Annotated in this window: 25 protein-coding genes; 13 read left to right on the forward strand and 12 right to left on the reverse strand. The window is 69.9% G+C overall.

The window, feature by feature from the left end; translation table 11 throughout:
• A partial coding sequence (locus AAHM41_RS18585; protein ID WP_342238057.1) for a hypothetical protein occupies positions 1–540 on the reverse strand: 540 nt, incomplete at its 3' end.
• Positions 541–935: 395 nt separating this feature from the next.
• On the opposite strand from AAHM41_RS18585, the gene AAHM41_RS18590 reads away from it, so the two are divergent.
• Positions 936–1,457, forward strand: coding sequence for a c-type cytochrome (locus AAHM41_RS18590; RefSeq protein ID WP_342238058.1), 522 nt, complete (start codon positions 936–938; stop codon positions 1,455–1,457).
• Positions 1,458–1,502: 45 nt separating this feature from the next.
• On the opposite strand, the gene AAHM41_RS18595 is transcribed toward AAHM41_RS18590, so the two are convergent.
• Positions 1,503–1,640, reverse strand: a complete 138-nt coding sequence (locus AAHM41_RS18595; RefSeq protein WP_342238059.1) for a hypothetical protein — start codon at positions 1,638–1,640, stop codon at positions 1,503–1,505.
• A gap of 68 nt (positions 1,641–1,708) precedes the next feature.
• Between AAHM41_RS18595 and AAHM41_RS18600 the strand changes: the two genes are divergently transcribed.
• The gene (locus AAHM41_RS18600) at positions 1,709–2,407 is read left to right on the forward strand and encodes a transposase (protein WP_342238089.1); all 699 of its coding nucleotides are present in this window, start codon (positions 1,709–1,711) and stop codon (positions 2,405–2,407) included.
• Between the two features lie 571 nt (positions 2,408–2,978).
• Here AAHM41_RS18600 and AAHM41_RS18605 read toward each other — a convergent pair.
• Complete coding sequence (locus AAHM41_RS18605; RefSeq protein ID WP_342238060.1) at positions 2,979–4,952, reverse strand: transglycosylase domain-containing protein; 1,974 nt, start codon at positions 4,950–4,952, stop codon at positions 2,979–2,981.
• Between the two features lie 659 nt (positions 4,953–5,611).
• Between AAHM41_RS18605 and AAHM41_RS18610 the strand changes: the two genes are divergently transcribed.
• Together AAHM41_RS18610 and AAHM41_RS18615 are read left to right on the forward strand one after the other, a co-directional pair.
• Positions 5,612–6,742, forward strand: coding sequence for a type III PLP-dependent enzyme (locus tag AAHM41_RS18610; RefSeq protein ID WP_342238061.1), 1,131 nt, complete (start codon positions 5,612–5,614; stop codon positions 6,740–6,742).
• A gap of 25 nt (positions 6,743–6,767) precedes the next feature.
• A complete protein-coding gene (locus AAHM41_RS18615; protein ID WP_342238062.1) occupies positions 6,768–7,298 on the forward strand; it encodes a GNAT family N-acetyltransferase in 531 nt (176 codons plus the stop codon).
• Positions 7,299–7,456: 158 nt separating this feature from the next.
• Here AAHM41_RS18615 and AAHM41_RS18620 read toward each other — a convergent pair whose 3' ends face one another.
• Positions 7,457–8,233, reverse strand: a complete 777-nt coding sequence (locus AAHM41_RS18620) for a TrmH family RNA methyltransferase (RefSeq protein ID WP_342238063.1) — start codon at positions 8,231–8,233, stop codon at positions 7,457–7,459.
• 24 nt (positions 8,234–8,257) lie between these two features.
• Entirely contained in the window at positions 8,258–8,725 is a 468-nt protein-coding gene (locus AAHM41_RS18625; RefSeq protein ID WP_342238064.1) for a RidA family protein, read from the reverse strand.
• A gap of 376 nt (positions 8,726–9,101) precedes the next feature.
• Here AAHM41_RS18625 and AAHM41_RS18630 point away from each other — a divergent pair, with 376 nt between their 5' ends.
• From AAHM41_RS18630 to AAHM41_RS18645, 4 genes are all read left to right on the forward strand, one after another.
• Positions 9,102–10,196: an ABC transporter substrate-binding protein gene (locus tag AAHM41_RS18630; protein ID WP_342238065.1), complete on the forward strand. Its 1,095-nt coding sequence runs from the start codon at positions 9,102–9,104 to the stop codon at positions 10,194–10,196.
• A gap of 103 nt (positions 10,197–10,299) precedes the next feature.
• Positions 10,300–11,205 (forward strand): ABC transporter permease, encoded by a 906-nt coding sequence (locus tag AAHM41_RS18635; RefSeq protein ID WP_342238066.1) that lies wholly within the window; start codon positions 10,300–10,302, stop codon positions 11,203–11,205.
• Positions 11,202–11,993, forward strand: a complete 792-nt coding sequence (locus tag AAHM41_RS18640) for an ABC transporter permease (protein WP_342238067.1) — start codon at positions 11,202–11,204, stop codon at positions 11,991–11,993. The genes AAHM41_RS18635 and AAHM41_RS18640 overlap by 4 nt, the downstream gene beginning before the upstream one ends.
• Positions 11,994–12,031: 38 nt before the next feature.
• The gene (locus AAHM41_RS18645) at positions 12,032–13,120 is read left to right on the forward strand and encodes an ABC transporter ATP-binding protein (protein ID WP_342238068.1); all 1,089 of its coding nucleotides are present in this window, start codon (positions 12,032–12,034) and stop codon (positions 13,118–13,120) included.
• 101 nt (positions 13,121–13,221) lie between these two features.
• Here the strand turns inward: AAHM41_RS18645 and AAHM41_RS18650 are convergent, their stop codons facing one another.
• A complete protein-coding gene (locus AAHM41_RS18650; RefSeq protein WP_342238069.1) occupies positions 13,222–14,133 on the reverse strand; it encodes a dihydrodipicolinate synthase family protein in 912 nt (303 codons plus the stop codon).
• Positions 14,134–14,461: 328 nt separating this feature from the next.
• On the opposite strand from AAHM41_RS18650, the gene AAHM41_RS18655 reads away from it, so the two are divergent.
• A complete protein-coding gene (locus AAHM41_RS18655) occupies positions 14,462–14,764 on the forward strand; it encodes a hypothetical protein (RefSeq protein ID WP_342238070.1) in 303 nt (100 codons plus the stop codon).
• Positions 14,765–14,822: 58 nt separating this feature from the next.
• On the opposite strand, the gene AAHM41_RS18660 is transcribed toward AAHM41_RS18655, so the two are convergent.
• Complete coding sequence (locus AAHM41_RS18660; protein WP_342238071.1) at positions 14,823–15,785, reverse strand: TolB family protein; 963 nt, start codon at positions 15,783–15,785, stop codon at positions 14,823–14,825.
• Between the two features lie 212 nt (positions 15,786–15,997).
• Between AAHM41_RS18660 and malQ the strand changes: the two genes are divergently transcribed.
• Positions 15,998–18,004, forward strand: coding sequence for a 4-alpha-glucanotransferase (gene malQ / locus AAHM41_RS18665; protein WP_342238072.1), 2,007 nt, complete (start codon positions 15,998–16,000; stop codon positions 18,002–18,004).
• Positions 18,005–18,008: 4 nt separating this feature from the next.
• Here malQ and AAHM41_RS18670 read toward each other — a convergent pair whose 3' ends face one another.
• From AAHM41_RS18670 to AAHM41_RS18680, 3 genes are all read right to left on the reverse strand, one after another.
• Positions 18,009–18,575 (reverse strand): type 1 glutamine amidotransferase domain-containing protein, encoded by a 567-nt coding sequence (locus AAHM41_RS18670; RefSeq protein WP_342238073.1) that lies wholly within the window; start codon positions 18,573–18,575, stop codon positions 18,009–18,011.
• Positions 18,576–18,655: 80 nt separating this feature from the next.
• Positions 18,656–20,230 (reverse strand): 5-guanidino-2-oxopentanoate decarboxylase, encoded by a 1,575-nt coding sequence (locus tag AAHM41_RS18675; RefSeq protein ID WP_342238074.1) that lies wholly within the window; start codon positions 20,228–20,230, stop codon positions 18,656–18,658.
• Positions 20,231–20,343: 113 nt separating this feature from the next.
• A complete protein-coding gene (locus AAHM41_RS18680; RefSeq protein ID WP_342238075.1) occupies positions 20,344–21,633 on the reverse strand; it encodes an MFS transporter in 1,290 nt (429 codons plus the stop codon).
• Positions 21,634–21,752: 119 nt separating this feature from the next.
• On the opposite strand from AAHM41_RS18680, the gene AAHM41_RS18685 reads away from it, so the two are divergent.
• The gene (locus AAHM41_RS18685; protein WP_342238076.1) at positions 21,753–22,370 is read left to right on the forward strand and encodes a TetR/AcrR family transcriptional regulator; all 618 of its coding nucleotides are present in this window, start codon (positions 21,753–21,755) and stop codon (positions 22,368–22,370) included.
• 6 nt (positions 22,371–22,376) lie between these two features.
• Here the strand turns inward: AAHM41_RS18685 and AAHM41_RS18690 are convergent, their stop codons facing one another.
• Complete coding sequence (locus AAHM41_RS18690; RefSeq protein ID WP_342238077.1) at positions 22,377–22,922, reverse strand: DinB family protein; 546 nt, start codon at positions 22,920–22,922, stop codon at positions 22,377–22,379.
• Between the two features lie 294 nt (positions 22,923–23,216).
• Between AAHM41_RS18690 and AAHM41_RS18695 the strand changes: the two genes are divergently transcribed.
• Together AAHM41_RS18695 and AAHM41_RS18700 are read left to right on the forward strand one after the other, a co-directional pair.
• Entirely contained in the window at positions 23,217–23,549 is a 333-nt protein-coding gene (locus AAHM41_RS18695) for a thiol-disulfide oxidoreductase DCC family protein (protein WP_342238090.1), read from the forward strand.
• Positions 23,546–25,237 (forward strand): DUF4166 domain-containing protein, encoded by a 1,692-nt coding sequence (locus AAHM41_RS18700; protein WP_342238078.1) that lies wholly within the window; start codon positions 23,546–23,548, stop codon positions 25,235–25,237. Before AAHM41_RS18695 ends, AAHM41_RS18700 begins: the two co-directional genes overlap by 4 nt.
• On the opposite strand, the gene AAHM41_RS18705 is transcribed toward AAHM41_RS18700, so the two are convergent.
• Entirely contained in the window at positions 25,207–26,076 is an 870-nt protein-coding gene (locus tag AAHM41_RS18705; RefSeq protein ID WP_342238079.1) for an alpha/beta hydrolase, read from the reverse strand. The two genes, AAHM41_RS18700 and AAHM41_RS18705, sit on opposite strands and share 31 nt — an antisense overlap.
• Positions 26,077–26,081 lie beyond the last annotated feature (5 nt).

Below are 26,081 nucleotides of genomic sequence, written 5' to 3' on the forward strand. Positions count from 1 at the left end.
GCGCCCGCCATGCAGCGCCTTGTAGCGCGACCGCTTCTTGAGATCCCGGAACGCGCGCGGCAGCCGCCAGCGCGGCAAGGCAGGGCGCGGCACCTCTCCCTCGGGAGAAAGCCTGCCCCGGTCCTGACCCGGGGTCGAAATCGCGCCGGCGATTTCGAGTGAGGGGGCGGCCCGGGCCTCTCTCTCTTCGAACCCGTGGTGGCGCTGGAACTCCTCGGCCGCCTGCTCCAGATTGGGCAGGGCGGCGGCGGACTCGGCGGTGGCGCCACCGCGCTTGCGGGCCCGCGCGATCGAGGCGGTCAGCTTGCGCTTGACGACGGGAAGCAGCGGGATGCCCTTTCGCCGGTCCAGCTCGACCTCCTCCAGGCAGGCGACCACGATCTCGGGCCTTTCCAGCAGGCGATGCGCTCGCGCGCCGGGCTTCTTATAACCGACCTCGGCGGCGGCGAGGCGGCCATTGCCGTGCCGCGCGAAGCGCTGGGCGAACGAACGACCGCTCGGATCGACCCCCACGGCCCACGCGACAACACCCTCCTCCATTCCGGCCTCCCACGAAAAAGCCCGCCACGGCAATGCCGGGCGGGCGCGACTGTTCGACTCTGCCTGAATCATGCCACGTGACGCGGCGTCGCGTCAAGAACAAATAGGGAACATAAAGCCGCTGCCGGCCCTCAACCCGTCATGGCGTGCCCCGCCGGGGGTAATTCGGATCGCGGTAGGGGACGCCCATTGCTGAGCGCCCCCGCACAGATCCGTACGTGCCCGATTAGGGCATACGGCTCGTAGACCTCAATGGGGCGGTCTCCTGGGGCGACCTCGCGTGATACAATGAACGGAGAGTCCCAAGGATCTTTGATTATGTGATAAATTAGCGACAAATGCTTTGCGGCCATGCGCGGAGAGCGATAGGCAAGCAGGGCAAGGGAGGCATAATCATGTTACGCAGTTGCCTTGCATTTCTGATCGCATCGGTCGCTGTGCTCCCAGCAGTCACGGCCCTTGCGGATGATCCTCAGATTGCGCGCGGCAAATATCTCGTCACGATCAGCGGCTGCAACGACTGTCACACGCCGGGATATTTCTTCGGAAGGCCCGACATGTCACGCTTCCTTGGCGGCTCCGATGTGGGCTTCGAGATTCCGGGCCAGGGCGTCTTTGTCGGCCCCAACATCACACCAGACAAAGAGACGGGCATCGGCAGTTGGACCCGGGAGCAGATCGTGACGGCGATACAAGGCGGCAAACGGCCGGACGGCCGCATGCTGGCGCCGATCATGCCATGGCACGCCTTCGCACAGCTCACGGCGGATGACGCCATGGCGATCGTGGCTTTTCTCCAAAGTTCAGCCCCTGTTCATAACCAGGTCCCCGGGCCGTTCAAACCCGGAGAGAGCGTTTCGACCTTCATGTTCCGGATCATGCCGCCGGGCGAAACCGCAGCCGATGCGGCCAAGTAAACTGGTGGACTGCACCCCTGGGCTGAGACGCGAAAATCCGAGCCGTCACCCGTTCCCCAGGCTGCCGATCAGGCCCTCCAGCCCGCCCTGGTCGAGCTCCTGCTTCGCCGGCTGCACCGTCGGGGCCGTGACCGCCGTCGGCGGCACCAGCACCTTCGGCGCGCCCGAAGGCGTGACGGTCATGGGCGATCGGAATTAATTCGGAATTAATTCGGTGACAGTGCACAAATTGAGTGCGATTCTGAGGCCGGATCGCTTCGCAAGGGAGGGGGCGTGGCTCGGCTGGCGCGTGCGGTGTTTCCGGGCTTCCGCATCACGTCACCCAGCGCGGCAACGGGCGGGCGCAAACCTTCTTCCACGACAAGGACTACGCGCTCTACCGCGACCTGCTCGCCACCCATTGCGCGGCGGCGGAGGTCGAAATCTGGTCCTGGGTGCTGATGCCGAACCATGTCCATCTGATCCTGGTGCCTGGCGATCCGGACGGCCTCCGCCGGGCGCTGGCGCCGGTGCATCGCTACTATGCCGGCCACATCCATGCCCGGCTCGGGCGCAGCGGCCATTTCTGGCAGGGGCGCTTCGGCTGCGTCGCGATGGATGAGGAGCATCTCGGGGCGGCGCTGCGCTATGTCGCGCTCAACCCTGTGCGGGCCGGGCTGGTGCAGCGGGCGGCGGACTGGCCCTGGTCCAGCGCGCCGGTCCATCTCGGCCGGGTCGCGGCAGACGGCGTGACGACGGTGGAGCCGGTGCTGTCGCGCTATCCCGATTTCCCCGCGATCCTCGCCGCCAGCGAGGACGAGGCGGCATCGACGCGGTTGCGGCGGGCCGAGCAGATCGGCCGGCCGCTGGGTGGCCGCGACTTCCTCGACCGGCTCGAACGCGAGAGCGGCCGATCCCTCGCCCCTGCCAGACGCGGCCGAAAGCCCGCTAAAAGTGCAGTGTCACCGTAATTCCCAGTGTCACCGTAATTCCCCTCAAATTCCTCTCAGGCTAATAGTCTTATAAAGCGGAGTTGCAGGAATCTGAGCATGGACAGACATCAAGCTTGCTGACACACTCTGATCGTCAGGCTCGCGCCCGCACGGGGCGGTTTTGTTCAAAATGAGGAATAAAACAAATGTCACAGAAATTTAGCGATTTAAGTCAGGAGCTGCAAAACTTGATCTATACGCTAAGTTTCACACCTAATCTATGCTCCACGCGAGGCGATAAACCTGCACAAGATTTGAACATTGCATTTAACAATTTTCAATACGGTGACTGGACTGTTGAGCAATTTCAATCGACAGTTGAAAGTATCAACAGGAATGACTAGGCACGCTTTGCCTTGCACAACGGACTTGTTTCGACCGGTCTATCGCGAAGACTTGGCCAAGCCGTCAGACGCGTAACCGCTATGCGCCAGTGGAGTGGACCCTGAAGTGAGACAGGGAAAATAGGGACAGTTCTCTGAGATGGAGAACCGATGTCCAAGCGGGAGAGCCGGTCGGGCGGCTGCAGGCGTTCCCGATCCGCAGGCGATCACCCGTTCCCCAGGCTGCCGATCAGGCCCTCCAGCCCGCCCTGGTCGAGCTCCTGCTTCGCCGGCTGCACCGTCGGGGCGGTGACCGCCGTGGGCGGCACCAGCAGCTTCGGCGCGCCTGAAGGCGTGACGGTCGGGGCGATCGCGGCCGGAGCTGGAGCTACGCCCCCTCCCGCCGTCGCCACCGCGGCCGGCAGCGAGTTGTCGACGCCCAGCAGCGGCCGGGCCGGCTTGCCGCGCTCGGCCTCGACCATGAAGTCGTGCCAGATCTTGGCCGGCAGGCTGCCGCCGGTCACCTTGTCCATCGGCGTGCCGTCATCGTTGCCGACCCAGACGCCGACCACGTAATCGGCGGTGAAGCCGATGAACCAGGCGTCGCGATAGCCCTGGCTGGTGCCGCTCTTGCCCGCCGAGGGCCGGTCGTCCAGCCGGGCGCTGCGGCCGGTGCCGATGGTCATGGTGGCGCCCAGCATCCGGTTGATCGCCTCGACATGCCAGGGCAGCACCGCCTCGCCCGGGCCGCCGCCGAAGCGGGTGTAGAGCGCGCTTTCGCCCGGCGGGCCGATGCGCTCGACGCCATAGGGCCAGACGCCGTTGCCCTGGTTGGCCAGGGCGGCATAGGCGGCCGTCAGCTCCAGCAGGTTGACCTCGCTGGTGCCCAGCGCCAGCGACAGCTCCGGCCGCAGCGGCGAATTGATGCCGAGCCGGCGGGCCAGCTCGATCGTCCGGTTGATGCCGGCCCGCTGCAGCATGCGCACCGCGGCGGTGTTGTAGGATTTGGCCAGCGCCTCGCGCGCCGTCACCTCGCCGTGGAACTTGCCGTCATAATTGCCGGGCGACCAGTTCTTGATCGTGATCGGCGCGTCCAGCACCAGGCTGTCCGGGGTCAGCCCCTGCTCCACCGCCGAGAGATAGGCGAACATCTTGAAGGAGGAGCCGGGCTGGCGCTGCGCCGTCACCGCGCGGTTGAACTGGCTCTGGCTGTAGCCGCGGCCGCCGACCATGGCGACCACGGCGCCGTCCGGCCGCATCGCCACCAGCGCCGCCTGGCTGGCGCCGACCTTGCCGCCATCCTCCGCCATGCGGGCGTCGACGATGCGTTCGGCGGCGCGCTGCAGCGACGGCACCAGCGTCGTCTCGACCCTGAGCGCCGGGGCCGCGGTGTTGACGAAATCCGGCACCTGGTCGGCGATCCAGTCGGCGAAGTAGCGGCTGCCCGAGCCGCCGCCCGGCCGGCGCGGCGGCACCGGCGGCTGCTCGTCGGCCGCCGCGAGCTGCTTGTCGGTGATGAAGCCGGCATCCACCATCGCCGCCAGCACCACATCGGCGCGCTGCCGCGCCGCCTCCGGGTCGCGGTCCGGCGAGTAGCGCGACGGCGCCTTCAGCAGGCCGGCCAGGATCGCCGACTGCTCCAGGTTCACATCGGTCGCCGGCACGCCGAAATAGGCGCGGGCGGCGGCGTCGATGCCGTAGGTACCGGAGCCGAAATAGACCCGGTTGAGATAGGCGGTGAGGATCTGGTCCTTGGAGAAGTTCATCTCCAGCCACACCGCCAGGATCGCCTCCTGGATCTTGCGGCGGACCGTGCGCTCCGGCGTCAGGAACAGGTTCTTGGCCGCCTGCTGGGTGATGGTCGAGCCGCCCTGCACCGCCCGGCCGGCCCGGTAGTTCACCCACAGCGCCCGGGCCACGCCGATCGGGTCGATGCCGTAATGGTGGTAGAAGCGGCGGTCCTCGATCGCCAGCACCGCCTGGGTCAGGTGCTTCGGCAGGGCCGAGGCCTGGACCATGTCGCCGGTCATGTCGCCGTAGCGGGCGATCTGGCCGCCATCGTCGGCGACCACGGTGATCGCCGTGCGCCGCTCCGGCATCGCCACCTGGCGGATGTCGGGCAGGTCGTAGGCGAAATAGGCGACGACCACGCCGAGCGCGATCACGCCCCAGATCGACAGCACCGCGCCCCACTTCGCCACGCCCCAAAGCCAGTGCCGGCGGCCCGAGGACTTGCGCGGCCCCCGACTCGACTTGGGCGTCGATTTGGCCGTGGATTTGGGACGTCGGGGCGGAGACTTGCCGGCGGACGTGCTCGTCCGGGAGCGGCCACCAGTGGCACGCAAGGCAGGCTTGCCGGAAGAGCGGGTCGTCATAATGTAAACTTTATCTCGCGAGAATCCCGCAATATCAAGACGGAATGCGGCGAAATTCAGGAATAGGCTGAGGCTGTGGCGCTACGGTGACGGGATAAATTTTCCAACAACAAAATTTCACTTGCATCAGGGGGGCACCGACCGTATTTCAGCCCTCGGAACGTATTCGCACGTGCCCCGGCCCGCCCGGTCGAACCGACACTTCGACCCAGGTGGGCACAGCAACGACGTCACGCGTCTCCTCGGTCTGTCCGGCTTCGGCCGGCTGGGTTGAAGAGAAGTTTTTCGGTTGCAGGTGCGGAGAGGGTTCCTCTTCCGTGATTGTTTGGATGGTCTTCCCGGGTGGCGCCCTTGGCGTCGTCCCGCGATCCCGTCTCTGCGATCCGGATCCGCATGTGCCGCCGGGTTTCGTCGCCGGTGAGCAGAGGCGGGCGCCTCAGGCAACGGTTTGGTTTGAACTGGCTTGCCGTGAGGGATCAGTCCCCATGAACACCAAGATTGCCTCCTTCCTGGAAGAGCGACGTCCCGAGACTCCGTGCCTCGTGCTGGACCTAGACGTCGTGGCCGGCAACTACCAGGCCCTCGCCGCCGCCATGCCCGACAGCCGCATCTTCTACGCGGTGAAGGCCAACCCGGCGCCGGAGATCCTGTCGCTGCTGGCTTCGCTGGGCTCGTGCTTCGACACCGCCAGCGTCGTCGAGATCCGCGACGCGCTGGCCGCCGGCGCCACCCCGGACCGCGTCTCCTTCGGCAACACCATCAAGAAGCGGGTCGACATCGCCACCGCCTACGCGCTCGGCGTGCGCCTGTTCGCCTTCGACAGCGAGGCGGAGCTGCGCAAGATCGCCGAGGTCGCGCCGGGCAGCCGCGTGTTCTGCCGCATCCTGACCTCGGGCGAGGGCGCCGAATGGCCGCTGTCGCGCAAGTTCGGCTGCGAGCCGTCGATGGCGCGCGAGCTGCTGGCGATGGCGCCGGGCCTCGGCCTCGACGCCTATGGCGTGTCGTTCCATGTCGGGTCGCAGCAGCGCGACACCGGCGCCTGGGACCAGGCGCTGGAATCGGCCGCGTCGATCTTCCGCGACCTGGCGGCCAAGGGCATCGAGCTGAAGATGGTCAATCTCGGCGGCGGCTTTCCGACCCGGTACCTCAAGGAGGTGCCGACGCCGGAGGCCTATGGCCGCGCCATCGACAGCAGCCTGCGCCAGCATTTCGGCAACCGCCTGCCCGAGACCATCATCGAGCCGGGCCGCGGCATGGTCGGCAATGCCGGGGTGATCCAGACCGAGGTCGTGCTGATCTCGAACAAGTCGGCGAACGACAACACCCGCTGGGTCTATCTCGACATCGGCAAGTTCGGCGGCCTGGCCGAGACCATGGACGAGGCGATCCGGTATCCGATCAGCACGGTCCATGACGGCGAGGCGGCCGAGCCGGCGATCCTGGCCGGCCCGACCTGCGACAGCGCCGACGTGCTGTACGAGAAGACGCCCTACCCGATGCCGGTTTCGCTCGCGATCGGCGACAAGGTGCTGATCCACGGCACCGGCGCCTACACGACGACCTATTCGGCGGTCGCCTTCAACGGCTTCGCCCCCCTCAAGGCCTACTACATCTGAACCGCTGGGTTTGGAGATCCGGGTCATGGACATCATGCGGGAGCGGCCGCGCCACGCGGCCGCCATCGAGGATCTTGTCGTCGACTGCTTCGGCGAGGGGCGCTTCGGCAAGACCGTCTACCGGCTGCGCGACGGGGTGCGGCCGAACAACGAGCTCGGCCTGGTGGCGCTGGAGGATGGCGAGCTGGTCGGCACGCTGCGCTTCTGGCCGATCCATGTCGACGGCATCGGCGAGACCATCCTGCTCGGCCCGCTCGCGGTCGCCGAGGGGCTGCGCTCGAGCGGCATCGGCTCGCGGCTGATGCGGGCCGGCCTGTCGCGCGCGGCGGCCTTCGGCCACCGCAGCGTGATCCTGGTCGGCGACGAGCCGTACTACCGCCGCTTCGGCTTCCGCCGCGACCTGACCCTCGGCCTGATGCTGCCGGGCCCGGTCGACTACGACCGGCTGCTCGGCCTCGAGCTGGTGCCTGGCGCCCTGGCCAACGCCCGCGGCCTGATCGGCCGCGCCGACGGAATCCCGGTGCGCTACGAGATGGCCGAGATGGCGGTGGCCTGAGGCTTCGACCAATCCGCCCCCAACACTCTCCCCCTCCCCTTGCGGGAGGGGGTAGGGGGAGGGGTTTGGCGCCGCTGGAACTGATATCGAACGCCTGGCGAGATCCGCAGCGACCCAGACAGGCGACACAAGCTCTCTTCGATCGACACCCCCTCCCCCTACCCCCTCCCGCGTGGGGAGGGGGAGATCGCGCGGGAGTGCGCCACAAAATGCCCGTACAGCGCCAGGCTGGCGGCGACGGTGGCGTTGAGCGATTCGACCGCGCCGGTGGTCGGGATCGCCAGCCGGCGCAGGTTGAGGCCCGGCGGCAGGCCCAGCCCTTCCTCGCCCAGCACCAGCCGCAGATCGCGCGGCCAGGCGAAGCCCGACAGGTCCTCGCCCTGCCCGTCCAGCGCCAGCAGCGGCCCTGCCGCCTGCGCCAGCCCGGCCCAGGCCGGGCCGCGGCGCAGCTCCAGCGCGAACTGCGCGTTCGATGCCGCGCGCAGGCATTTCGGATGGAACGGATGCGCCGCATCGGCCAGCAGGATGACGCGGGACACGGCGAAGGCGGCGGCGCTGCGCAGCAGGGCGCCGAGATTGCTGGGGTCGCCGAGGGCGCAGACCAGCTCCAGCCCCTCGGGCGGCCGGGCCAGGTCGATCGCCGCCATCTCCGGCACCACCCCGACCAGGATCGGCAGGCCGGTGCCGGCGACGTCGAGCCGGTCGAACAGGGCTCGGCCGAGGCGGATGCGCTCCAGCTCCGCCGGCACCGGCAGATCCTCGGCGCCGGGCGGCAGCAGCAGCGTTTCGAACCGGTCGGGGTGCTGCGCCAGCGCCTCCCCCACCGTCTTGCGCCCGGCCAGCAGGAAGCGGCGGTGCTTGCGCAGGCCGCGGCTCTCCAGCAGCGCCGCCCACAGCTTGGCGCGCGGATTGTCCAGGCTCTCGATGATGCGCATCGCCCCTCCTGCCGGAAGAGGCGCCTACCGGATCTCGAAGATCGCCTCGACCTCGACGGCGCAGCCGAGCGGCAGCTGGGCGACGCCGACCGCGGCCCGGGCGTGCTTGCCGGCCTCGCCGAAGGCCTCGGCCATCAGGTCCGACGCGCCGTTGACCACCTTGGGCTGGTCGGTGAAGTCCGGCGTCGAATTGACGAAGCCGCCCAGCTTCACCACCCGGACGACGCGGTCGAGGTCGCCGCCCAGCGCCGACTTGGCCGCAGCCAGGATGTTGATGGCGCAGATCCGGGCGCAGGCATAGCCGTCCTCGATCGTGAACTCGGCGCCGAGCTTGCCGGTGTGGCTGATCTTGCCGTCGACGAACGGCACCTGGCCGGAGATGTAGAGCATGCTGCCCGAAATCACGGAGGGGACGTAGTTCGCCGCCGGCGCCGCGACGTTCGGAAGGGTGACGCCCTTCTCCTTCAGCCGCGCCTCGATGCTTCCTGCCATGGGTCGGTTCCCGTTCACTCTGGTGACTCGAAGGCCGCACCATAGCCAGCGCCGCCCGGCCGCGAAAGCCCGCCCCCGACCCGCTTCGGCCGAAGCGCGACGGATCATGCCGCAGCCGGAACAGATGACCGCTTCCCCCTGAGTCACTATTGCTCCAAGGCCGGACACAGGCCCGTGCAGGGAGTCGTTGACGGCGTCATGATTTCATGACGTTATTATTACAGCTGGATTGCAATAGTGTGGCAGCCGCCATGTCATGGCTCGGCTATCGCTCAGTATTCACCTTGACAAGGACTGCGTTGCACAACACAGTCCGGCCCGCATTCGGGGATTTTCTTAAAATCCGCCAAACAGACAGATGAACAGGGGTTGTGACATGAAGGCGTCGTGGACATCCGTGCTGTCGATCTCGGCCCTGGCGCTGGCCGCCTCCGCCGCGAGGGCCGAGCCGCCGGCCGAGCTGATCGCCGCGGCCAAGGCCGAGGGCGAGCTGACCACCATCGCCCTGCCCCATGACTGGTGCGGCTACGGCGGCGTCATCGACAGCTTCAAGGCCAAATACGGGCTGAAGGTCAACGAGCTGAACCCCGACGCCGGCTCGGGCGACGAGATCGAAGCGATCAAGGCCAATAAAGGAAACAAAGGCCCCCAAGCCCCAGATGTAATCGACGTCGGCCTGTCCTTCGGCCCGTCGGCCAAGGCCGAGGGCCTGATCGCCCCCTACAAGGTGTCGACCTGGGACACGATCCCGGACAGCGCCAAGGACCCGGAGGGCTACTGGTACGGCGACTATTACGGCGTGCTGGCCTTCGAGGTGAACAAGGACATCGTCAGCAAGATCCCGGCCGACTGGAAGGACCTGCTGGCCTCCGACTACGCCAACTCCGTCGCCCTGGCCGGCGACCCGCGCACCTCGAACCAGGCGATCCTGGCCGTCCTGGCTGCCGGCCTGTCGACCGAGAAGGACGCCGTCAAGGCGGCCGAGGCCGGGCTGAAGTTCTTCGGCGAGCTGAACAAGGCCGGCAACCTCGTGCCGACCATCGGCAAGGCGGCCCCGCTGGCCCAGGGCGCCACCCCGATCATCATCCGCTGGGACTACAATGCCCTCGGCGACCGCGACACGCTGAAGGGCAACCCGGAGGTCGAGGTGGTGGTGCCGAAGACCGGTGTCGTCGCCGGCGTCTATGTCCAGGCGATCAGCGCCTATGCGCCGCATCCGAACGCCGCCAAGCTGTGGATGGAGCATCTGTATTCGGATGAGGGCCAGATCGGCTACCTCAAGGGCTACTGCCACCCGATCCGGTTCCAGAACCTGGCCGACACCAAGAAGATCCCCGAGGACCTGCTGAAGGCCCTGCCGCCGGCCGAATCCTATGCCGTCGCGGTGTTCCCGAGCCTCGACGACCAGAACAAGGCCAAGGAGATCATCACCAAGCAGTGGGACTCCGTGGTCGGCGCCAACGTCAAGTAAGCCGCTTGAGGCCGCGCCGTCCCCTGCCCTACGCTACGGCCGGGGGATGGCGCGGCCTCTTGCGTCTTCCGTCCACGCGGCCCGTTTCCCGCAGCAGGCGCCGATGACCCAGGCCTCGATCGCAGCCCCCCTCGCCGCGCCGGCCAGCCCGTCCAGGATCAACTGGGCCTGGCTCGGGGTGGCGCCGTTCTTCCTGTTCGCCCTGCTGTTCCTGGTGCTGCCCACCGGCTATCTGCTGGTCGGCAGCTTCCAGACGCCGGACGGGTCGTTCACCTTCGACAACGTCGCCAACCTGTTCCAGCGTTCGATCGTCGACGCCTACTGGATCTCGATCCGGGTCAGCCTCGCCTCCGCCCTGCTCGGCGCGCTGATCGGATTCTTCCTGGCCTATGCCGTGGTGATGGGCGGGTTGCCGGGCTGGATCCGGCCGACGCTGATGACCTTCTGCGGCGTCGCCTCGAACTTCGCCGGCGTGCCGCTGGCCTTCGCCTTCATCGCCACCCTCGGGCGGCTCGGCCTGGTGACGATCCTGTTCGACACCTTCGTCAGCCCGGTGCTGGGCTTCCGGCTGTACCAGACCGGCTTCAACCTGCTCAGCTTCTGGGGCCTGACGCTGACCTACCTCTACTTCCAGATCCCGCTGATGGTGCTGATCCTGGCGCCGGCGCTGGACGGGCTGAAGAAGGAATGGCGCGAGGCCTCTTCCATCCTCGGCGCCTCCACCGCGCAGTACTGGCGCATGGTCGCGCTGCCGATCCTCTGGCCCAGCATCGTCGGCACCACGCTGCTGCTGTTCGCCAACGCCTTCGGCGCCATCGCCACCGCCTATGCGCTGACCGGCAGCTCGCTGAACATCGTGCCGATCCTGCTCTACGCCCAGATCCGCGGCGACGTGCTGCACAACCCCAATCTCGGCTACGCCCTGGCGCTCGGCATGATCCTGATCACCGGCCTGTCCAACGGCCTCTACATGATCCTGCGCGCCCGCAGCGAACGGTGGCTGCGATGAAGCAGAACCGCATCGGCGCCTGGATCGCGCTGATCGTCGGCGCGCTGTACTTCATCGTGCCGCTGATCGGCACGCTGGAGTTCTCGCTGCGCATGCGGCGCGGCGAATACAGCCTCGACGCCTACCGCATCGTGCTGGCCGACCCCGGCTTCCAGGCCAGCTTCCTGTATTCCTGCGTGCTGGCGCTGGCGACCATCGCGGTCGGGGTGCTGCTGGTGGTGCCGACCGCCTATTGGGTGCGGCTGCGCCTGCCGCGGCTGCGCCCGGTCATCGAGTTCATCACCCTGTTGCCGCTGGTGATCCCGGCGATCGTGCTGGTGTTCGGCTACATCCAGCTGTTCAACACCTCGTCGATCCTGCCGCTGCTGGGCAGCGAGCGCGGCACCGACCTGCTGCTGACCTTCGGCTACGTCACCCTGGCGCTGCCCTACATGTACCGGGCGGTCGACACCGGCCTCGGGGCGATCGACGTCCGCACCCTGACCGAGGCGGCCGAGTGCCTGGGCGCCGGCCGGGCCCGGATCCTGTTCCGGGTGATCCTGCCGAATGTCCGCTCGGCGGTGCTGAGCGGCGCCTTCCTGACCTTCGCCATCGTCATCGGCGAGTTCACCTTCGCCAGCCTGCTGAACCGGCCGGCCTTCGGCCCCTATCTGCAGCTGGTCGGCGCCAACCGGGCGTATGAGCCGGCGGCGCTGGCGATCATCGCCTTCATCGTCACCTGGGCCTGCATGGGCCTGCTGCAGATCTTCGGCCGCGGCCGCCGCGGCTCATCGGCGGCCACACGATGAACCATTCGACCGCATTCGCGCCGCAGCCAGGTGAAGCGATGGACACGGACTTCCTCGAGATCAGCGGCCTGCGCAAGAGCTACGGCCAGAACACCGTGGTCCACGATTTCGACCTGGCGGTGAAGCGCGGCGAGTTCATCTCCTTCCTCGGCCCGTCCGGCTGCGGCAAGACCACGACCCTGCGCATGGTGGCGGGGTTCGAGATCCCGACCGGCGGGTCGATCCGCGTCGACGGCCGCGACGTCACCCGCCTCAGGCCCAACCAGCGCAATGTCGGCATGGTGTTCCAGGCCTATGCCCTGTTCCCGAACATGACGGTGGCCGACAACGTCGCCTTCGGCCTGAAGGTGGCGAAGAAGCCGGGCGCCGAGATCGCCCAGCGGGTCAAGGAGATGCTGGAGCTGATCAAGCTGCCGCATCTGGCCGACCGCTATCCCTACCAGCTGTCCGGCGGGCAGCAGCAGCGCGTCGCCCTGGCCCGGGCGCTGGCCAACAAGCCGAAGGTGCTGCTGCTGGACGAGCCGCTGTCGGCGCTGGACGCCAAGATCCGGGTGTCGCTGCGCGGCGAGATCAAGGCGCTGCAGCGCGACCTGGGCATCACCACCATCTTCGTCACGCACGACCAGGAAGAAGCCCTGTCGATGTCGGACCGGATCGTGGTGATGAACGAGGGCTATGCCGAGCAGGTCGGCACGCCGTTCGAGGTCTACAACTATCCGCGCACCCGCTTCGTCGCCTCTTTCGTCGGCACGCTGAACACCCTGCGTGCCCAGGTGGTCGACGCCGCCGGCGGGCGGATCCGGATCGACGGCCAGGACATCGTCGCCGCCCGCGGCGTCGCCGGCGGCAGAGACGGCGAGATCCGCTCGGTCGCGCTGCGGCCGGAGGCGATCGCCCTTGCCGGGTCGACCGAGGATCGCGGCGACGACCGCAACCGGATGCAGGGGACGATCGAGGATGTGAACTTCCTCGGCGCGGTGGTGCGGATCCGCGTCCGGTTCCAGGAAAACGCGGTCTCGCTCGACACCTTCAACAGCCCCAGCCTGGCCCCGCCCGAGCGCGGCCAGCCGGTCACGGTGACCTTCGGCCGGGAGGATGTGCTGGTGCTGGAGGGAGAGCCGGGTTGAGACCACACTCGTAGGTTGGGTTCGCAACGCGAACCCAACATCCATCCGCGAGAACGATTGTTGGGTTCGCCAAGAGGCGAACCCAACCTACGCCATCGGCCTCAGACCCCGTATTTCGCCAGGTCCGGGCGCTTGGCCAGGGCGGTGCGGACGATGGTCTCGACCCGGTCGCGCTCGGCCCCCTGCAGCTCCAGCCGCGGCTGGCGCACCACCGTCGAGGTGCCGCGCACGATCGCCTCGGCCAGCTTGACGTTCTGGACGAAGCGCAGCGACACGTCGAGGTGCAAGAGCGGCATGAACCAGCGGTAGATCTCGAGCGCCTCGGGGATCCGCCCGGCCGCGACCAGCTTGTGGATCGCCACCGTCTCGCGCGGGAAGGCGCAGACCAGGCCGGCGACCCAGCCGACCGCGCCCAGCATCAGGCTCTCCAGCGCCAAATCGTCGACGCCGGTGAAGATGTCGTAGCGATTGCCGACCGTGTTCAGGATGTCGGTGATGCGGCGAACGTCGCCCGAGGATTCCTTGATGGCGACGAAGTTCTTCTCGTCCGCCATCTCGGCGAACATCTCCGGCGTGACGTCGACCGAATAGGCGATCGGGTTGTTGTAGACCATGATCGGCAGGCCGGTGGCCCGCGCCACGGTCCGGAAATGCTGGATGGTCTCGCGCCGGTCGGAGACGTAGCGCATCGCCGGCAGCAGCATCAGCCCGTCCATCCCTGCCGCCGCCGCCCGCTCCGCCAGCACCGCCGCGGCCCGGGTCGAATCCTCGGCCACGGTCAGCAGCACCGGGCGCCCGCCCGCCGCCTCCTTGACCGCGCCGGCGATCGCCATCTTCTCGTCGGCGGTCAGGGTGCTGGCCTCACCGATCGAGCCGCAGCAGATGATGCCGTCGACCCCGTTCTCGATCTGGAACGCGACATCATCGCGCACCGCGGCCAGGTCGACCTCCTGCCGCGCATCCATCTTGGTGGTGATCGCCGTGTAGACCCCGGTCCAGCGCTGCCCCGCCATCGCCCTGCATCCCTTGTGTTTCCGCCGCCCGATCCGCCTGCGGCCGACCTAGAATACCTTCTGCATTTAATTTGTCGACAAACTTCGACGGAGCGAAACGAGCCCTTCGTCCGTTGCATTGCACCGCAGCATTTCCTGCAAATCTATGTTGCAGCGCAATATCGTATGATTATTCTCATCAAGGTGCAGAGAGGCACGGCGTCGCCCAACGGGCGGCTTGGTCCCGCCCTCTTTGGACCACATTTTACGGGCATTTGACCGGCCTTCCGACACAAGGCCGTGATCGAATGATCCGGCTCAACAGGTGAAGGTTTACGGGAGCGATCCAATGCCTGCCGTCAAGAATGTCCGCTATGTCACCAAGCGCGAGCTGCCGACGGTTGACGACGCGCTGTACGCCGCCGAGGGCCTGACCGCCGACTACGAGGAGCGGCTGCAGGTCGCTGCCGAGCTGAGCGGCCTGTCGCTGGACGAGGTCCGCGCCGCGGCCGACGCCCAGGCGGCGGAGATGGCCAAGAAGTCGACCCTGCGCATCACCTCGACCATCCGGTCGAACACCGGCAGCGCCGTGGTGGTGGAGCGCCGCCGCACCCGCACCGTGGCGATGCCGCGCTCGCTGACCCTGGCCTGATTTCCGGTATCCGGGCGGCCGGGCTCAGCCACGGCCGCCCGTCGAGACCTGCCGCCGGCTACCGCATGCTGGCCGGGGTCGCGATCCGCCACAGCGTGGTGCTACCCCGGGCATCCGGATCGTAAGGCGCCGATTCGAAGACGATGCTGCGGCCGTCGGCCGACCAGCCGGGCGCGCCGTCATAGCCGCAATTGACCGTCAGCCGCACCGGCGTGCCGCCCCTCGCCGGGATCACGAACAGGTTGGCGTTGTCCAGCTCCGGCCCGCCGCGCGAATAGACCAGCCAGGCGCCGCTCGGCGACCAGGACGGATCGGTGTTCGACAGCGCCGGGGCCCGGGTGACGTTGAACAAGCTGCCGCCGGCCGGGTCGATCGTCATCACATCCCACTGATCGGTCTTGATCTGGCGCTGGAAGGCGATCCTGTCGCCGCGCGGCGACCATTGCGGCTGCCGGTCGTCGGCGCCCTGGGTCAGCCGAGCCAGGCCGCTGCCGTCGACCCGCATCTTCCACAGCTCGGCCGGACCTTCGGGATCCGCTTCGCGGTGCGATTCGAACACGATCCACTGGCTGCGGTCGGCCAGGATCGGGGAGATCGACGGCTCCCACGCCAGCAGGCCGGGCCGGTCGGTCAGGCGCTTCGCCGCGCCGCCAGCGGCCGGGACGATGTAGATCTCGTCGCGGTCGACCACATCCGAGGAATAGACGACGTTGCCGGCCGCGCTCCAGCACTGGCCGGGCAGGTTGACGCTCTGCGCCCCGCTGCGCGGGCTGAGCGCCCGGGTCGGGGCGCCACCGGCCGCCGGCACGGTCCACACCACCGACCCGCCGAGGTTGTAGCGGCGCTTGAAGTTGGTGAAGGCCAGCGCCGTCCCGTCCGGCGACGGGCACGGATTCTGCAGGCTGCCGGCCAGGCCGGTGACCAGGATCGGCTTCGCTGTGTCGCCACGGCAGGTCTGGGCGGCCGCGACAACGGGGCTGGTGGCCAGGACGGCCGCCAGCAGCCATGCGCTTCGTCTCATTGTCTTTCCCCCCGAGATCAGGCCGGGCCTGCCCCGATGGCGGCGCACTGGCCCCGAAGTGTCGGGCGCCGGATATAGGACAGCAATCCCCTCACCCTTGGGGGTTGCGTGTCGCGATATGTCCCTCGACCGGGCGCCTTCCCTGCCGCCGGCCCTGCCCCCTATGATCGCGGCGTGCCGTTCCCGGCGCGACCGAGCGGAAGGCTGTTGCATTGGATCTCGCCGACGACGCCCTGCGCGACCGGGCCCGCCGGGCCGGCATCGCGCCCGAATGGACCGACGTCACCGGCCAAGCCCGCAGCGTGGCGCGGGAGACGCTGGAGCGGCTGCTGGCGCTGATCGGCGCGGACGGGGATACGGCGGCGGTGCCGCCCCTGGTCACCGGCGTGGCCGGCCAGTCGATCCCGTTGCCGCCGGAGGCCGGCACGGGCGCCGCCCTCCTGCTCCTGGAATCGGGCGAGAGAACCGACATCACCGTCCATCCCGGCGATGACGGGCGCTGCTGGGTGTCGCCGATCGACCGGCCCGGCTATCACCGGCTGCAACTGCACGACCGCGAGATCACGCTGGCGGTGGCGCCGCCGCGCTGCTTCAGCCTGGACGAGGTCGCCCGCGGCGGCCGGATGTGGGGCCTGGCGGCGCAAATCTACGGCCTGCGCCGTCCCGGCGATGGCGGCATCGGCGACAGCCGCGGCATCGCCGAGCTGGCCCGGGCGGCCGGCCGCGCCGGCGCCGACGCCCTGGCGCTGAGCCCGACCCATGCCTTGTTCACGGCGGAGCCCGAGCGTTTCGGCCCCTATTCCCCGTCCAGCCGCCTGTTCCTGAACCCGCTGCTGGCCGATCCCACCGCGCTGTTCGGCCAGGGCCGGGTCGCCGCCGCGATCCGGGCGGCGGGTGTCGGCGAGGCGTTGCGGCAGGGCGAAGCGGCGGCGCTGATCGACTGGCCGGCGGCGGCACGGGCGAAGCTGGCGCTGTTCCGCGCCCTGTTCGACGGCGTCGACGCCGGAGCCGGCGGCGGCCTGGCCGAGGATTTCGCCGGCTTCGTCCGGGCCGGCGGGGCCCTGCTGCAGGACCATGCCCGGTTCGAGGCGCTGCAGGCCGCCCGCCTGGCCGCCGATCCCGCCGATCGCGACTGGCGGCGCTGGCCGGCGGCGCTGCGCGATCCTGCCGGCAGTGCGGTGGCGGAGTTCGCGGCGGCGCAGGACCGCGAGGTCCGCTTCCACCTGTTCCTGCAATGGCTGGCCGACCGCGCCTTTTCCGCCGCCCAGGCCGAGAGCCGGTCGGCGGGGCTGCGGATCGGCCTGATCGCCGATCTGGCCGTCGGCATGGACGCCACCGGCAGCCATGCCTGGAGCCGCCCGGCCGACGTGCTGGGCGGCGCCAGCATCGGGTCGCCGCCCGACGCCTTCAACGCCGACGGCCAGAACTGGACGCTGGCGGCCATCTCGCCGCGGGCGATGGTCGAGGCCGGCTTCGCGCCCTTCCTGGACACGCTGCGGGCGACGCTGCGCCATGCCGGCGGCATCCGCATCGATCATGTCATGGGGCTGGCCCGGCTGTGGCTGGTGCCGGACGGTATGGCGCCGACCGAGGGCGCATACCTGACCTATCCGGCCGCGGACCTGCTGCGGCTGGTGGCGCTGGAATCGCATCGGCACCGCGCTGTGGTGATCGGCGAGGACCTGGGCACCCTGCCCTGGGGCTTCGCCGGCCGGCTGGCCGACCATGCCGTGGCCGGCATGCGCGTGCTGTGGTTCGAGCGCGAGGGCGTCGGCTTCAAGCCGGCCGAGCGCTGGGATGCCGGCGCCGTGGCGATGAGCTCGACCCACGACCTGCCGCCGGTGGCCGGCTGGTGGCGCGGCACCGACATCGCGGCGCGAGCGGAGCTTGGCCAATACGCCGATAGCGGCGCGGCGGAGATGGCGCAGCGCGACGCCGACCGCGGCCGGCTGTGGCAGGCGGTCGGCGCCGGGCCGGAGCCGGACGACACCGGCCCGGTGGTCGATGCCGCTGTGCGCTTCGTCGCCCGCAGCCCGTCGCGGCTGGCGCTGGTGCCGCTGGAGGACGCGCTGGGGCTGGACCAGCAGCCGAACCTGCCCGGCACCATCGACGAGTATCCGAACTGGCGCCGGCGGCTGGACCGGCCGGCCGGCGAGGCGCTGGCCGAACCCGCCGTGGCCGCGCGTCTCGCCGCCCTCCGCCGCGAACGGCAGCGCTGAGACTTCAGCCGGCCATCCGGCCGCTGTGCTCGCCCTCGGCGAACTCCTCGACCATCCTGGCGTTGAAGGCCGGGAGGTCGTCCGGCGACCGGCTGGTGACCACACCCTGGTCGACCACCACCTCGCGGTCGTAGACCGTGGCGCCGGCATTGCGCAGATCGATCTGGATCGCCTTGTACCCGGTCATCTCGCAGTTCTCGACCACCCCGGCGCTGATCAGCAGCTGCGGCCCATGACAGATCGCCGCCACCGGCTTGCCGGCCTCGAAGAAGCCGCGGACGAAGCTGAGCGCCTTCTTGTCGGTGCGCAGCCGGTCCGGGCTGTGGACGCCGCCCGGGATCAGCAGGCCGTCATAGCCGTCGGACGCGGCCTGATCGAGCGGCACGTCGACCGGAAAGCTGTCGCCCTTGTCGAGATGATTGTGGCCGGTCACCTGCGAGGCTTCCGGGCTGACGATGTCGACCCTGGCGCCGGCCTGCTTCAGGGCCTTGACCGGCTCGGTCATCTCCACCTGCTCGAAGCCGTCGGCGACGAGCACGGCGATCCTGCGTCCGACGAGGCGTTCGGTCATGCCGCTCTCCATGGTCAGATAGACGGGCCGCGGGAGGCGGACCTTCCACCCAGGCAATGGCCGGCGGCGAACGGTGGTTCCTATGCCGCCGCGACCTCGATCAGGGTCGGCCTGCTGTCCTCGAAGGCGGCGGCCAGGCGCTGCGGCAGGTGGCGTGGGTCGTCGACCTCGGCATAGAAGCAGCCATAGGTCGCCGCCATGGCGTCGAAGGCCGGCGGCTCGATGTCGACGCCGAGCCGGTCGATCCCGGCCTTGTCCATGCCATAGGCGATCTGGCCCAGGCCGCGGTTGTTCCAGACCACGACCGGCAGGCCGAGGCCGAGATCGGCGGCGGTGCCGAGTTCCTGACAGGTGAAGCCGAGCCCGTAGTCGCCGGCCAGCGCCACCACCTGGGCCTCCGGCCGCGCCAGCTTGGCGCCGATCGCCGCCGGCAGGGCGTAGCCCAGCGTGCCGAAGCCGACCGGGTGCAGCCAGCCGCGCGGCTGCCGCGCCGGGAACACGACATTGCCGGTGTAGGCGATCTGGGTCATGTCGGTGACCACCACCGAATCGTCCGGCAGCGCGTCGCGCAGCTTCGCCAGGAACGCCAGATGGCCGGGCTTGTCGCCGAACTCCGCCGTGTCGGCGGCCTGCCGCACCGGCACCAGGTCGCCGGCCCAGACCGTGCGGCCGCGCAGGTCGGACAGGGAAGCGGCCAGCCCCTCCAGCGCCAACCCGGCGTCGCAGAGCAGCGGCACCGCCGGCCGGTGGTCGCGCACCAGCACGTCGGGGTCGAGGTCGACCCGGATCAGCGCGGCCGGCAGGCGCAGCGGCGACCAGCGGTCGTTCAGCGCCAGCTCGGTGCCGACGGCGAGCACGACATCGGCCTCGCCGACCAGCCGCTGGCCCTCGCCCGTGCCGATGCGGGCGCCAATCGAATGCGCATGGTCATCGGGGACGATGCCCTTGCCTGCGATCGAGCAGGCGACGACCGCCCCCAGGCTCTCCGCCAGGCGCCGGGCCGCGGCGGCCGCGCCCACGGCACCGCCGCCGAGCAGGATCATCGGCCGCTTCGCCCCGCGCAGCAGCCCGGCCGCCTGCGCCAACGCCGCCGGGTTCGGCGCCGGCGGCGGCAGCGGCGGCAACGCCCCGGCGTCCGCGGGCGCCTCGGCGGTGGCGATGTCGAGCGGCAGCTCGATATAGACCGGCCGCGGCCGGCCCAGCGTCATCCGCGCCAGGCTGAGATCGGCCACGGCACGGGCCTGGGACGGGTCGACCACGGTGAAGGCGGAGGCGACCAGCCCCTCCATCGCCAGGCGCTGGTTGCGCATCTCGTGCAGCTCGCCGCGGCCGAGGCCGAGATCGGGGCGGGCGTTGACGGTGGACAGCACCACCATCGGCACGCTGTCGGAATAGGCCTGGCCGATACCGGTGGCGGCGTTGAGCAGGCCGGGACCAGTGATCAGGACGCAGATCGCCGGCCGGCCGCTGGCCCGGGCGTGGCCGTCGGCCATGAAGGCCGCCCCCTGCTCGTGCCGCACGGCGACATGGCGCAGCCCGTTGCGGCCGAGGGCGCGGTACAGCTCGAGCGTGTGCACGCCGGGGATGCCGAAGGCGGTGTCCACGCCGCTGCGGGTGAAGGCGTCGATGATCGCCTGGGCGCAGTTGTCCGCCATGAAACCTCTCCCCGGGAGTACGAGTCGTTGCCGGAGAGACTGCCGCGCGAGGCGGCGGATGACCACCCCCGGAACCGCCGGGACAGGGCTTCCCTCCGCCCCGGTGTCCAGGGTCAGGCGGTGGCTTCGACCAGTCGGCCCGTGGCGGGGCGCTGGCCGCGCCCGATCGCCAGCACCATGAAGGCGGTGGCGACACAGATCACGCCGGCAATCAGGAAGGCCACGAGATAACCGTCCATGGCGGTGCGGATCACCCCGGCGCCGAAGGCGGCAGTGGCGGCGCCGACCTGGTGCGACGCGGCGATCCAGCCGAACACCACCGGCGCGTCGTCCTTGCCGAAGGCGTCGTTGGTCAGCTTCAGGGTCGGCGGCACGGTGGCGATCCAGTCGAGGCCGTAGAACACGGCGAAGACCGACAGGCCGTAGAAGCTGAAGCCGGAGAACGGCAGGTAGATCAGCGACAGGCCGCGCAGGCCGTAATACCAGAACAGCAGCTTGCGGCTGGAATAGCGGTCAGACAGCCAGCCCGAGGCGGTGGTGCCGATCAGGTCGAAGATGCCCATGGCGGCCAGGAGGCCGGCGCCGGTGGTGGCCGGGATGCCCTGGTCCATGCAGGCGGCGATCAGATGGGTGCCGATCAGCCCGTTGGTGGTCAGGCCGCAGACGAAGAAGCTGCCGGCCAGCAGCCAGAAGTCGCGCTTCTTCGACGCCCGGCCGAGGATGCGGAAGGCGGTGAGAATCGGGTTGCCGGTGGCGACGGCGGGCGCGGCGCCCGGCGCCTCGCCCAGGCGCGACAGGCCGACATCCTGCGGCCGCTCGGGCAGCAGCAGGAACACCACCGGGATCATCGCGGCCACGGCGATGGCAACCACCCAGGCCACCGGCTTCCAGCCGTAACTCTCCGCCACCGCGGCCAGGATCGGCAGGAACACCAGCGACCCGGTGGCGGTGCTGGCGGTCAACAGGCCCATGACCAGGCCGCGCCGCTCCTGGAACCAGCGGTTGACGATGGTGGCGCCGAACACCATCGCGGCGATGCCGCTGCCAAAGCCGACGAACAGGCCCCAGGTCAACACCAGCTGCCATTCCTGGGTGATCAGGGTCGAGCCGGAGACGGCGGCGGCCAGCACCGCCAGGGCGAAGATGATCACCGGCCGGATGCCGAAGCGCTGCATCGCCGCCGCGGCGAAGGGCCCCATCAGCCCGTAGAGGAAGATGTTCACGCCGATGGCGAAGGAGATGGTGTCGCGGCTCCAGCCGAACGCCTGCTCCAGCGGCACGATCAGCACGCTGGGCGTGGCCCGGACGCCGGCGGCGGCGAGCAGGACGAAGAAGGCGACCGCAGCCGCGATCCAACCGTAATGCGCCCGGCCTGACAGCAGGCGCGCGACAAGGGCGGTCATCGATGATCCCTTTCCGGATCCGGGATGGACAAAGGCCGCGCTTCGGCCCAAATGTAACCGATCGGTTCGTCGGTTCGAAAGAGGTACGAACCGATCGGTTACATGTCAAGGGTTCCGCGATGACGGAGACGAGCACCACCCCGATTCCCGAGGCCGCGCCGAAACGGGCGCGCGACCGGATCTTCGCCGCCGCCGACGACCTGTTCTACCGCCAGGGTATCCGCGCGGTCGGGGTCGACGCGATCGCCAAGGAGGCGGGGGTCGCCAAGATCAGCCTGTACCGCGCCTTCCCGTCCAAGGATGACCTGGTCGTCGCCTATCTCGAGGACCGCAACGCCGATTACTGGCGCCGCTGGGACCGGGCATTCGCCAAGCACGAGGGCGATCCGCGGGCGCAGCTGCGGGCGATGATGGAATACCTGGCCGACCGCACCACCGTGCCGGGCTATCGCGGCTGCCCCTTCACCAATGACGCCACCGAGTTTCCGGAGCCGAGCCACCCCGGCCGCCGGGTGGCCGAGGCGAACAAGCGCGAGCTGCGGCAGCGCCTGCTGCGCCTGGCCGAGGCGCTCGGCGCGCCCGATCCCCAGGCGCTGGCCGACGGGCTGGTGCTGCTGGTCGAGGGCGCCTATGCGATCAGCCAGACCTTGAGCGGCCGCGACGGCCCCGGCCGGGCAATCGTCTGGGCCGCCGAGGCGCTGGTCGAAGCGCAGCTGGGGCGGGACAAGAGCGCCTGAACCGGCCTATCGCCGTTCCAGCCCCAGCCGCTTCAGCTCGGCTTCGCGCCGCGGCGCGTCGGAAGCGAGGAAGAACTCGTCGAGTTGCGGCGGGGCCACCCGCGTGCCGGACAGCATGGCATGGGCCTGGCCGCGATGGTGGATCTGGTGCTGGAACAGGTGGGACAGGATCGCCGCGACCGTCTCGCGATAGGCGACGCCGTCACGGCGGTCGATCGGCACCACCCGGTCGAGACCGACCTCGTCCAGGCCATCGCAAAACTGGACCAGGTCGCGGTCGGTCCGGGCCTGGGCGGCGGCCAGGTCGACCGCATCGGGATAGGGGATCGGGTCGATCGGATAGCGCCGGCCAGGGCCCTTCAGATCGGCCAGATAGGAGCGGTCGACGATCAGGATGTGGTTCAGGGTCCGCCGCAGCGATGGGAAGAAGCCGGTGCGCGGGGCCGCGAACTCCTCCGGCGTCAGCCGCAGGCAGGCCGCGTGCAGCCGGGCATTGGCCCAGGCGTTGTTGCGGGCCATCTGGCGGAAATGATCGGCCAGCGACGTCGCCATGTGGTCCTCCCGATCGGTTTTGCGGACAGTCGACCCGCCCATCCGCCTCCGATCAAGGAAATACTGATGCGCGGCGTCCCACCTCGATCCGCCGACAATCCGTCGCAGCGCGCCCACCCGGCCGATGCCCTAGCCTTTCCATCCGGCAGCAACCAAGCGGGCCGGAGCGGCATGATCGAGCGGGAACCCTATAGCTGGCGGCAGGATTCGGCGGTGCCGGCCTTCGCCGACGACCGGCCGGTGATCGTGTTCGACGGCCATTGCGTCCTGTGCTCCGGCTAGGCCCGGTTCATCCTGAAGCATGACACGGCGAAGCGCTTCCGGCTGCTGCCGGCGCAGTCCCGGACCGGCCGCGCGCTGTATCTCCATTACGGGCTCGACCCCGAGGATTACGAGACCAACATCCTGCTGGCCGACGGTGTCGCCTGGCTGAAGTCGGAGAGCGTGATCCGCACCGCGCTCGGCCTCGGCTTCCCCTGGTCGCTGGCGGCGGTGCTGCTGGTCCTGCCCTTCGGCTGGCGTGAGCGGCTGTACGGCCTGCTGGCCCGCAACCGCCTGCGCCTGTTCGGCCGCAGCGACAGCTGCATGCTGCCGGTGCCGGGACAGGAGGACCGCTTCCTGACATGAGCGGCGATCATCGCCTGCGAATCCTGATCCTGGGCGGATACGGCACCTTCGGCGGCCGGCTGGCCATGCTGCTGGCCGGCGAGCCCCGGCTGACGCTGCTGATCGCCGGCCGGTCCCAGGCGAAGGCGGAGGCGTTCTGCCGGACGCTGGGCGGCGCGGCCGAGACGGCGCCGCTGGCCTTCGACCGCGACGGCGATGCGGCCCAGATCGCCGCCGCCGGGGCGGACATCGTCGTCGACGCCACCGGCCCGTTCCAGGCCTATGGCGATGCGCCGTACCGCGTGGTCGAGGCCTGCATCGCCGCCGGCGCCGATTATCTCGACCTGGCCGACGGCGCCGATTTCGTGGCCGGGATCGGCCGGTTCGACGAAGCCGCCAAGGCCCGCGGCGTCGCCGTCCTGTCCGGCGTCAGCAGTTTTCCGGTGCTGACCGCGGCCGTGGTCCGGCATCTCGCCCGAGGCCTGGCCCCTGTGGACAGCATCGAGGGCGGGATCGCGCCCTCACCCTATGCCGGGGTCGGGCTGAACGTGATCCGCGCCATCGCCTCCTATGCCGGTCGGGAGGTACGGCTGACCCGCGACGGCGCGGCCGCCACCGGCCGGGCGCTGGTCGAGACGCGGCGCTGGACCATCGCGCCGCCGGGCCGGCTGCCGCTGCGCAGCACCCGCTTCTCCCTGGTCGACGTGCCCGATTTGCGACTGCTGCCGGCGCTGTGGCCGGGGCTGCGCGGAATCTGGATCGGCGCCGGCCCGGTGCCGGCTATCCTGCATCGCGGCCTGAACGCCCTGGCCCGGCTGGTGCGGATCGGGCTGATCCCGACGCTGCGGCCGCTGGCGCCGCTGTTCCACGCCGCCATCAACCGGCTGCGCTGGGGCGAGCATCGCGGCGGCATGATCGTGATCGTCCGAGGTCGCAACGCGGCGAGGGAACAGGTGGAGCGGTCCTGGCACATGCTGGCCGAGGGCGATGACGGGCCGCTGATCCCGTCGATGGCCGCGGCCGCGGTGATCCTGCGCCGGCTGCAGGGCCAGCGCCCCGCGCCCGGGGCCCGGGCCGCCACCGAGGCGCTGGAGCTGGCGGATTACCAGCCGCTCTTTGCTGGCCGGGCGATCGTCCATGGCTGCCGCGAGGTCTCGGCCGCGACGGCAGGGCAGCCGCTGTACCGCCGCGCCCTGGGCGAGGCGTGGGCCGAGCTGCCGGAGCCGGTGCGGGCGATGCACGACCTGTCCGACGACAGGCGCGTCGCCGGCCGGGCCGAGGTCGAGCGCGGCACCGGCTTGATGGCCCGGCTGGTGGCGCCACTGATCGGCTTCCCCAAGGCCGGACGGGACGTGCCGGTCGAGGTGACCTTCCGGATCCGGGACGGGGTCGAGACCTGGCGCCGCCGCTTCGCCGGCCGCGCCTTCGCCAGCACCCAGCGGGCCGGACGCGGCCGCTCCGAGGGTCTGCTGGAGGAGCGCTTCGGCCCGGTGCGGGTCGGGCTGGCGCTGGTGCTGGAGGGAGACCGGCTGCGCCTGGTGGTGCGGCGCTGGAGCCTGCTGGGCCTGCCGATGCCGCCGGCCCTGGCCCCCGGCGGCGAGGCCTGGGAGACCGCGGCGGATGGCCGGTTCCGCTTCCACGTCGAGATCCGCCACCCCTGGACCGGGCTGATCGTCCGCTACCGCGGCTGGCTGGCGCCGGAGGGGTGACGCGCCAGCCGCAGCAGGGCGTCGAAGACCGGCGTGCCGTGATGGCCGATCTCCTCCACCACGTCGAAATGGTGCCGGCCCGGCACCGCGATCGGCGTGCGGGCGAGGCGCGGCCAAGCCGTGGCCATCAGCGCCGACTGGCGGTGGAACTCCGCCGGCTCGTCGCCGCCGACCAGCAGCTCCAGCGGCGCGCCCGATGCCGGCTGCGGCGTCTCGTGCAGGCTCCAGCCCGAGGCCTGCTCCGGCGACAGGCGGATCAGCTCGTTCATGCTGGTGCGCAAGAGCGGCCGCAGGTCGAACACGCCGGAGATCGACAGGCCGCCGGCGAAGGGCGCAACCGGCAGGCCGCGCACCGCCCAGTGGGTCGCCAGCATCGATGCCGTGAGGTAGCCGCCGGCGGAATGGCCGCTGACGATCAGGCAGCGCCGCTCGGCCTCGCCCAGCAGGGTGGTCCAGGCGAAGGCGATCGCCCGGCGGCAGCTTTCGGCGATGCCGGCGACGGTGGTCTGCGGGCACAGCGGATAGTTCAGCACCACAGTGGTGAAGCCGGCCGGCACCAGCGCCGCCGCCGCCCAGGACACCTCGTCCTTCGACGAGGCGCGCCAGTAGCCGCCATGGATGAACACCACGGCGCCGCGCGGCCGGTCGGCGCGGAACAGGTCCAGCGTCTCGCGCGGATCGGCGCCATAGGCGATGCCGGCTTGGTGCGGCAGCCGCGCCCGCGTGGCCGCGGCGGTCTCGAGCCAGCGGCCGAAGACGGCGGCCATGTCCGGCACCGTGACCCGCGGGTTGTACTCGCGCTCGCACCAGTCCGGGTCGTCATAGCGGGGGGCGGTCATCCCCG

It is taken from the genome of Inquilinus sp. OTU3971 (assembly GCF_038440215.1).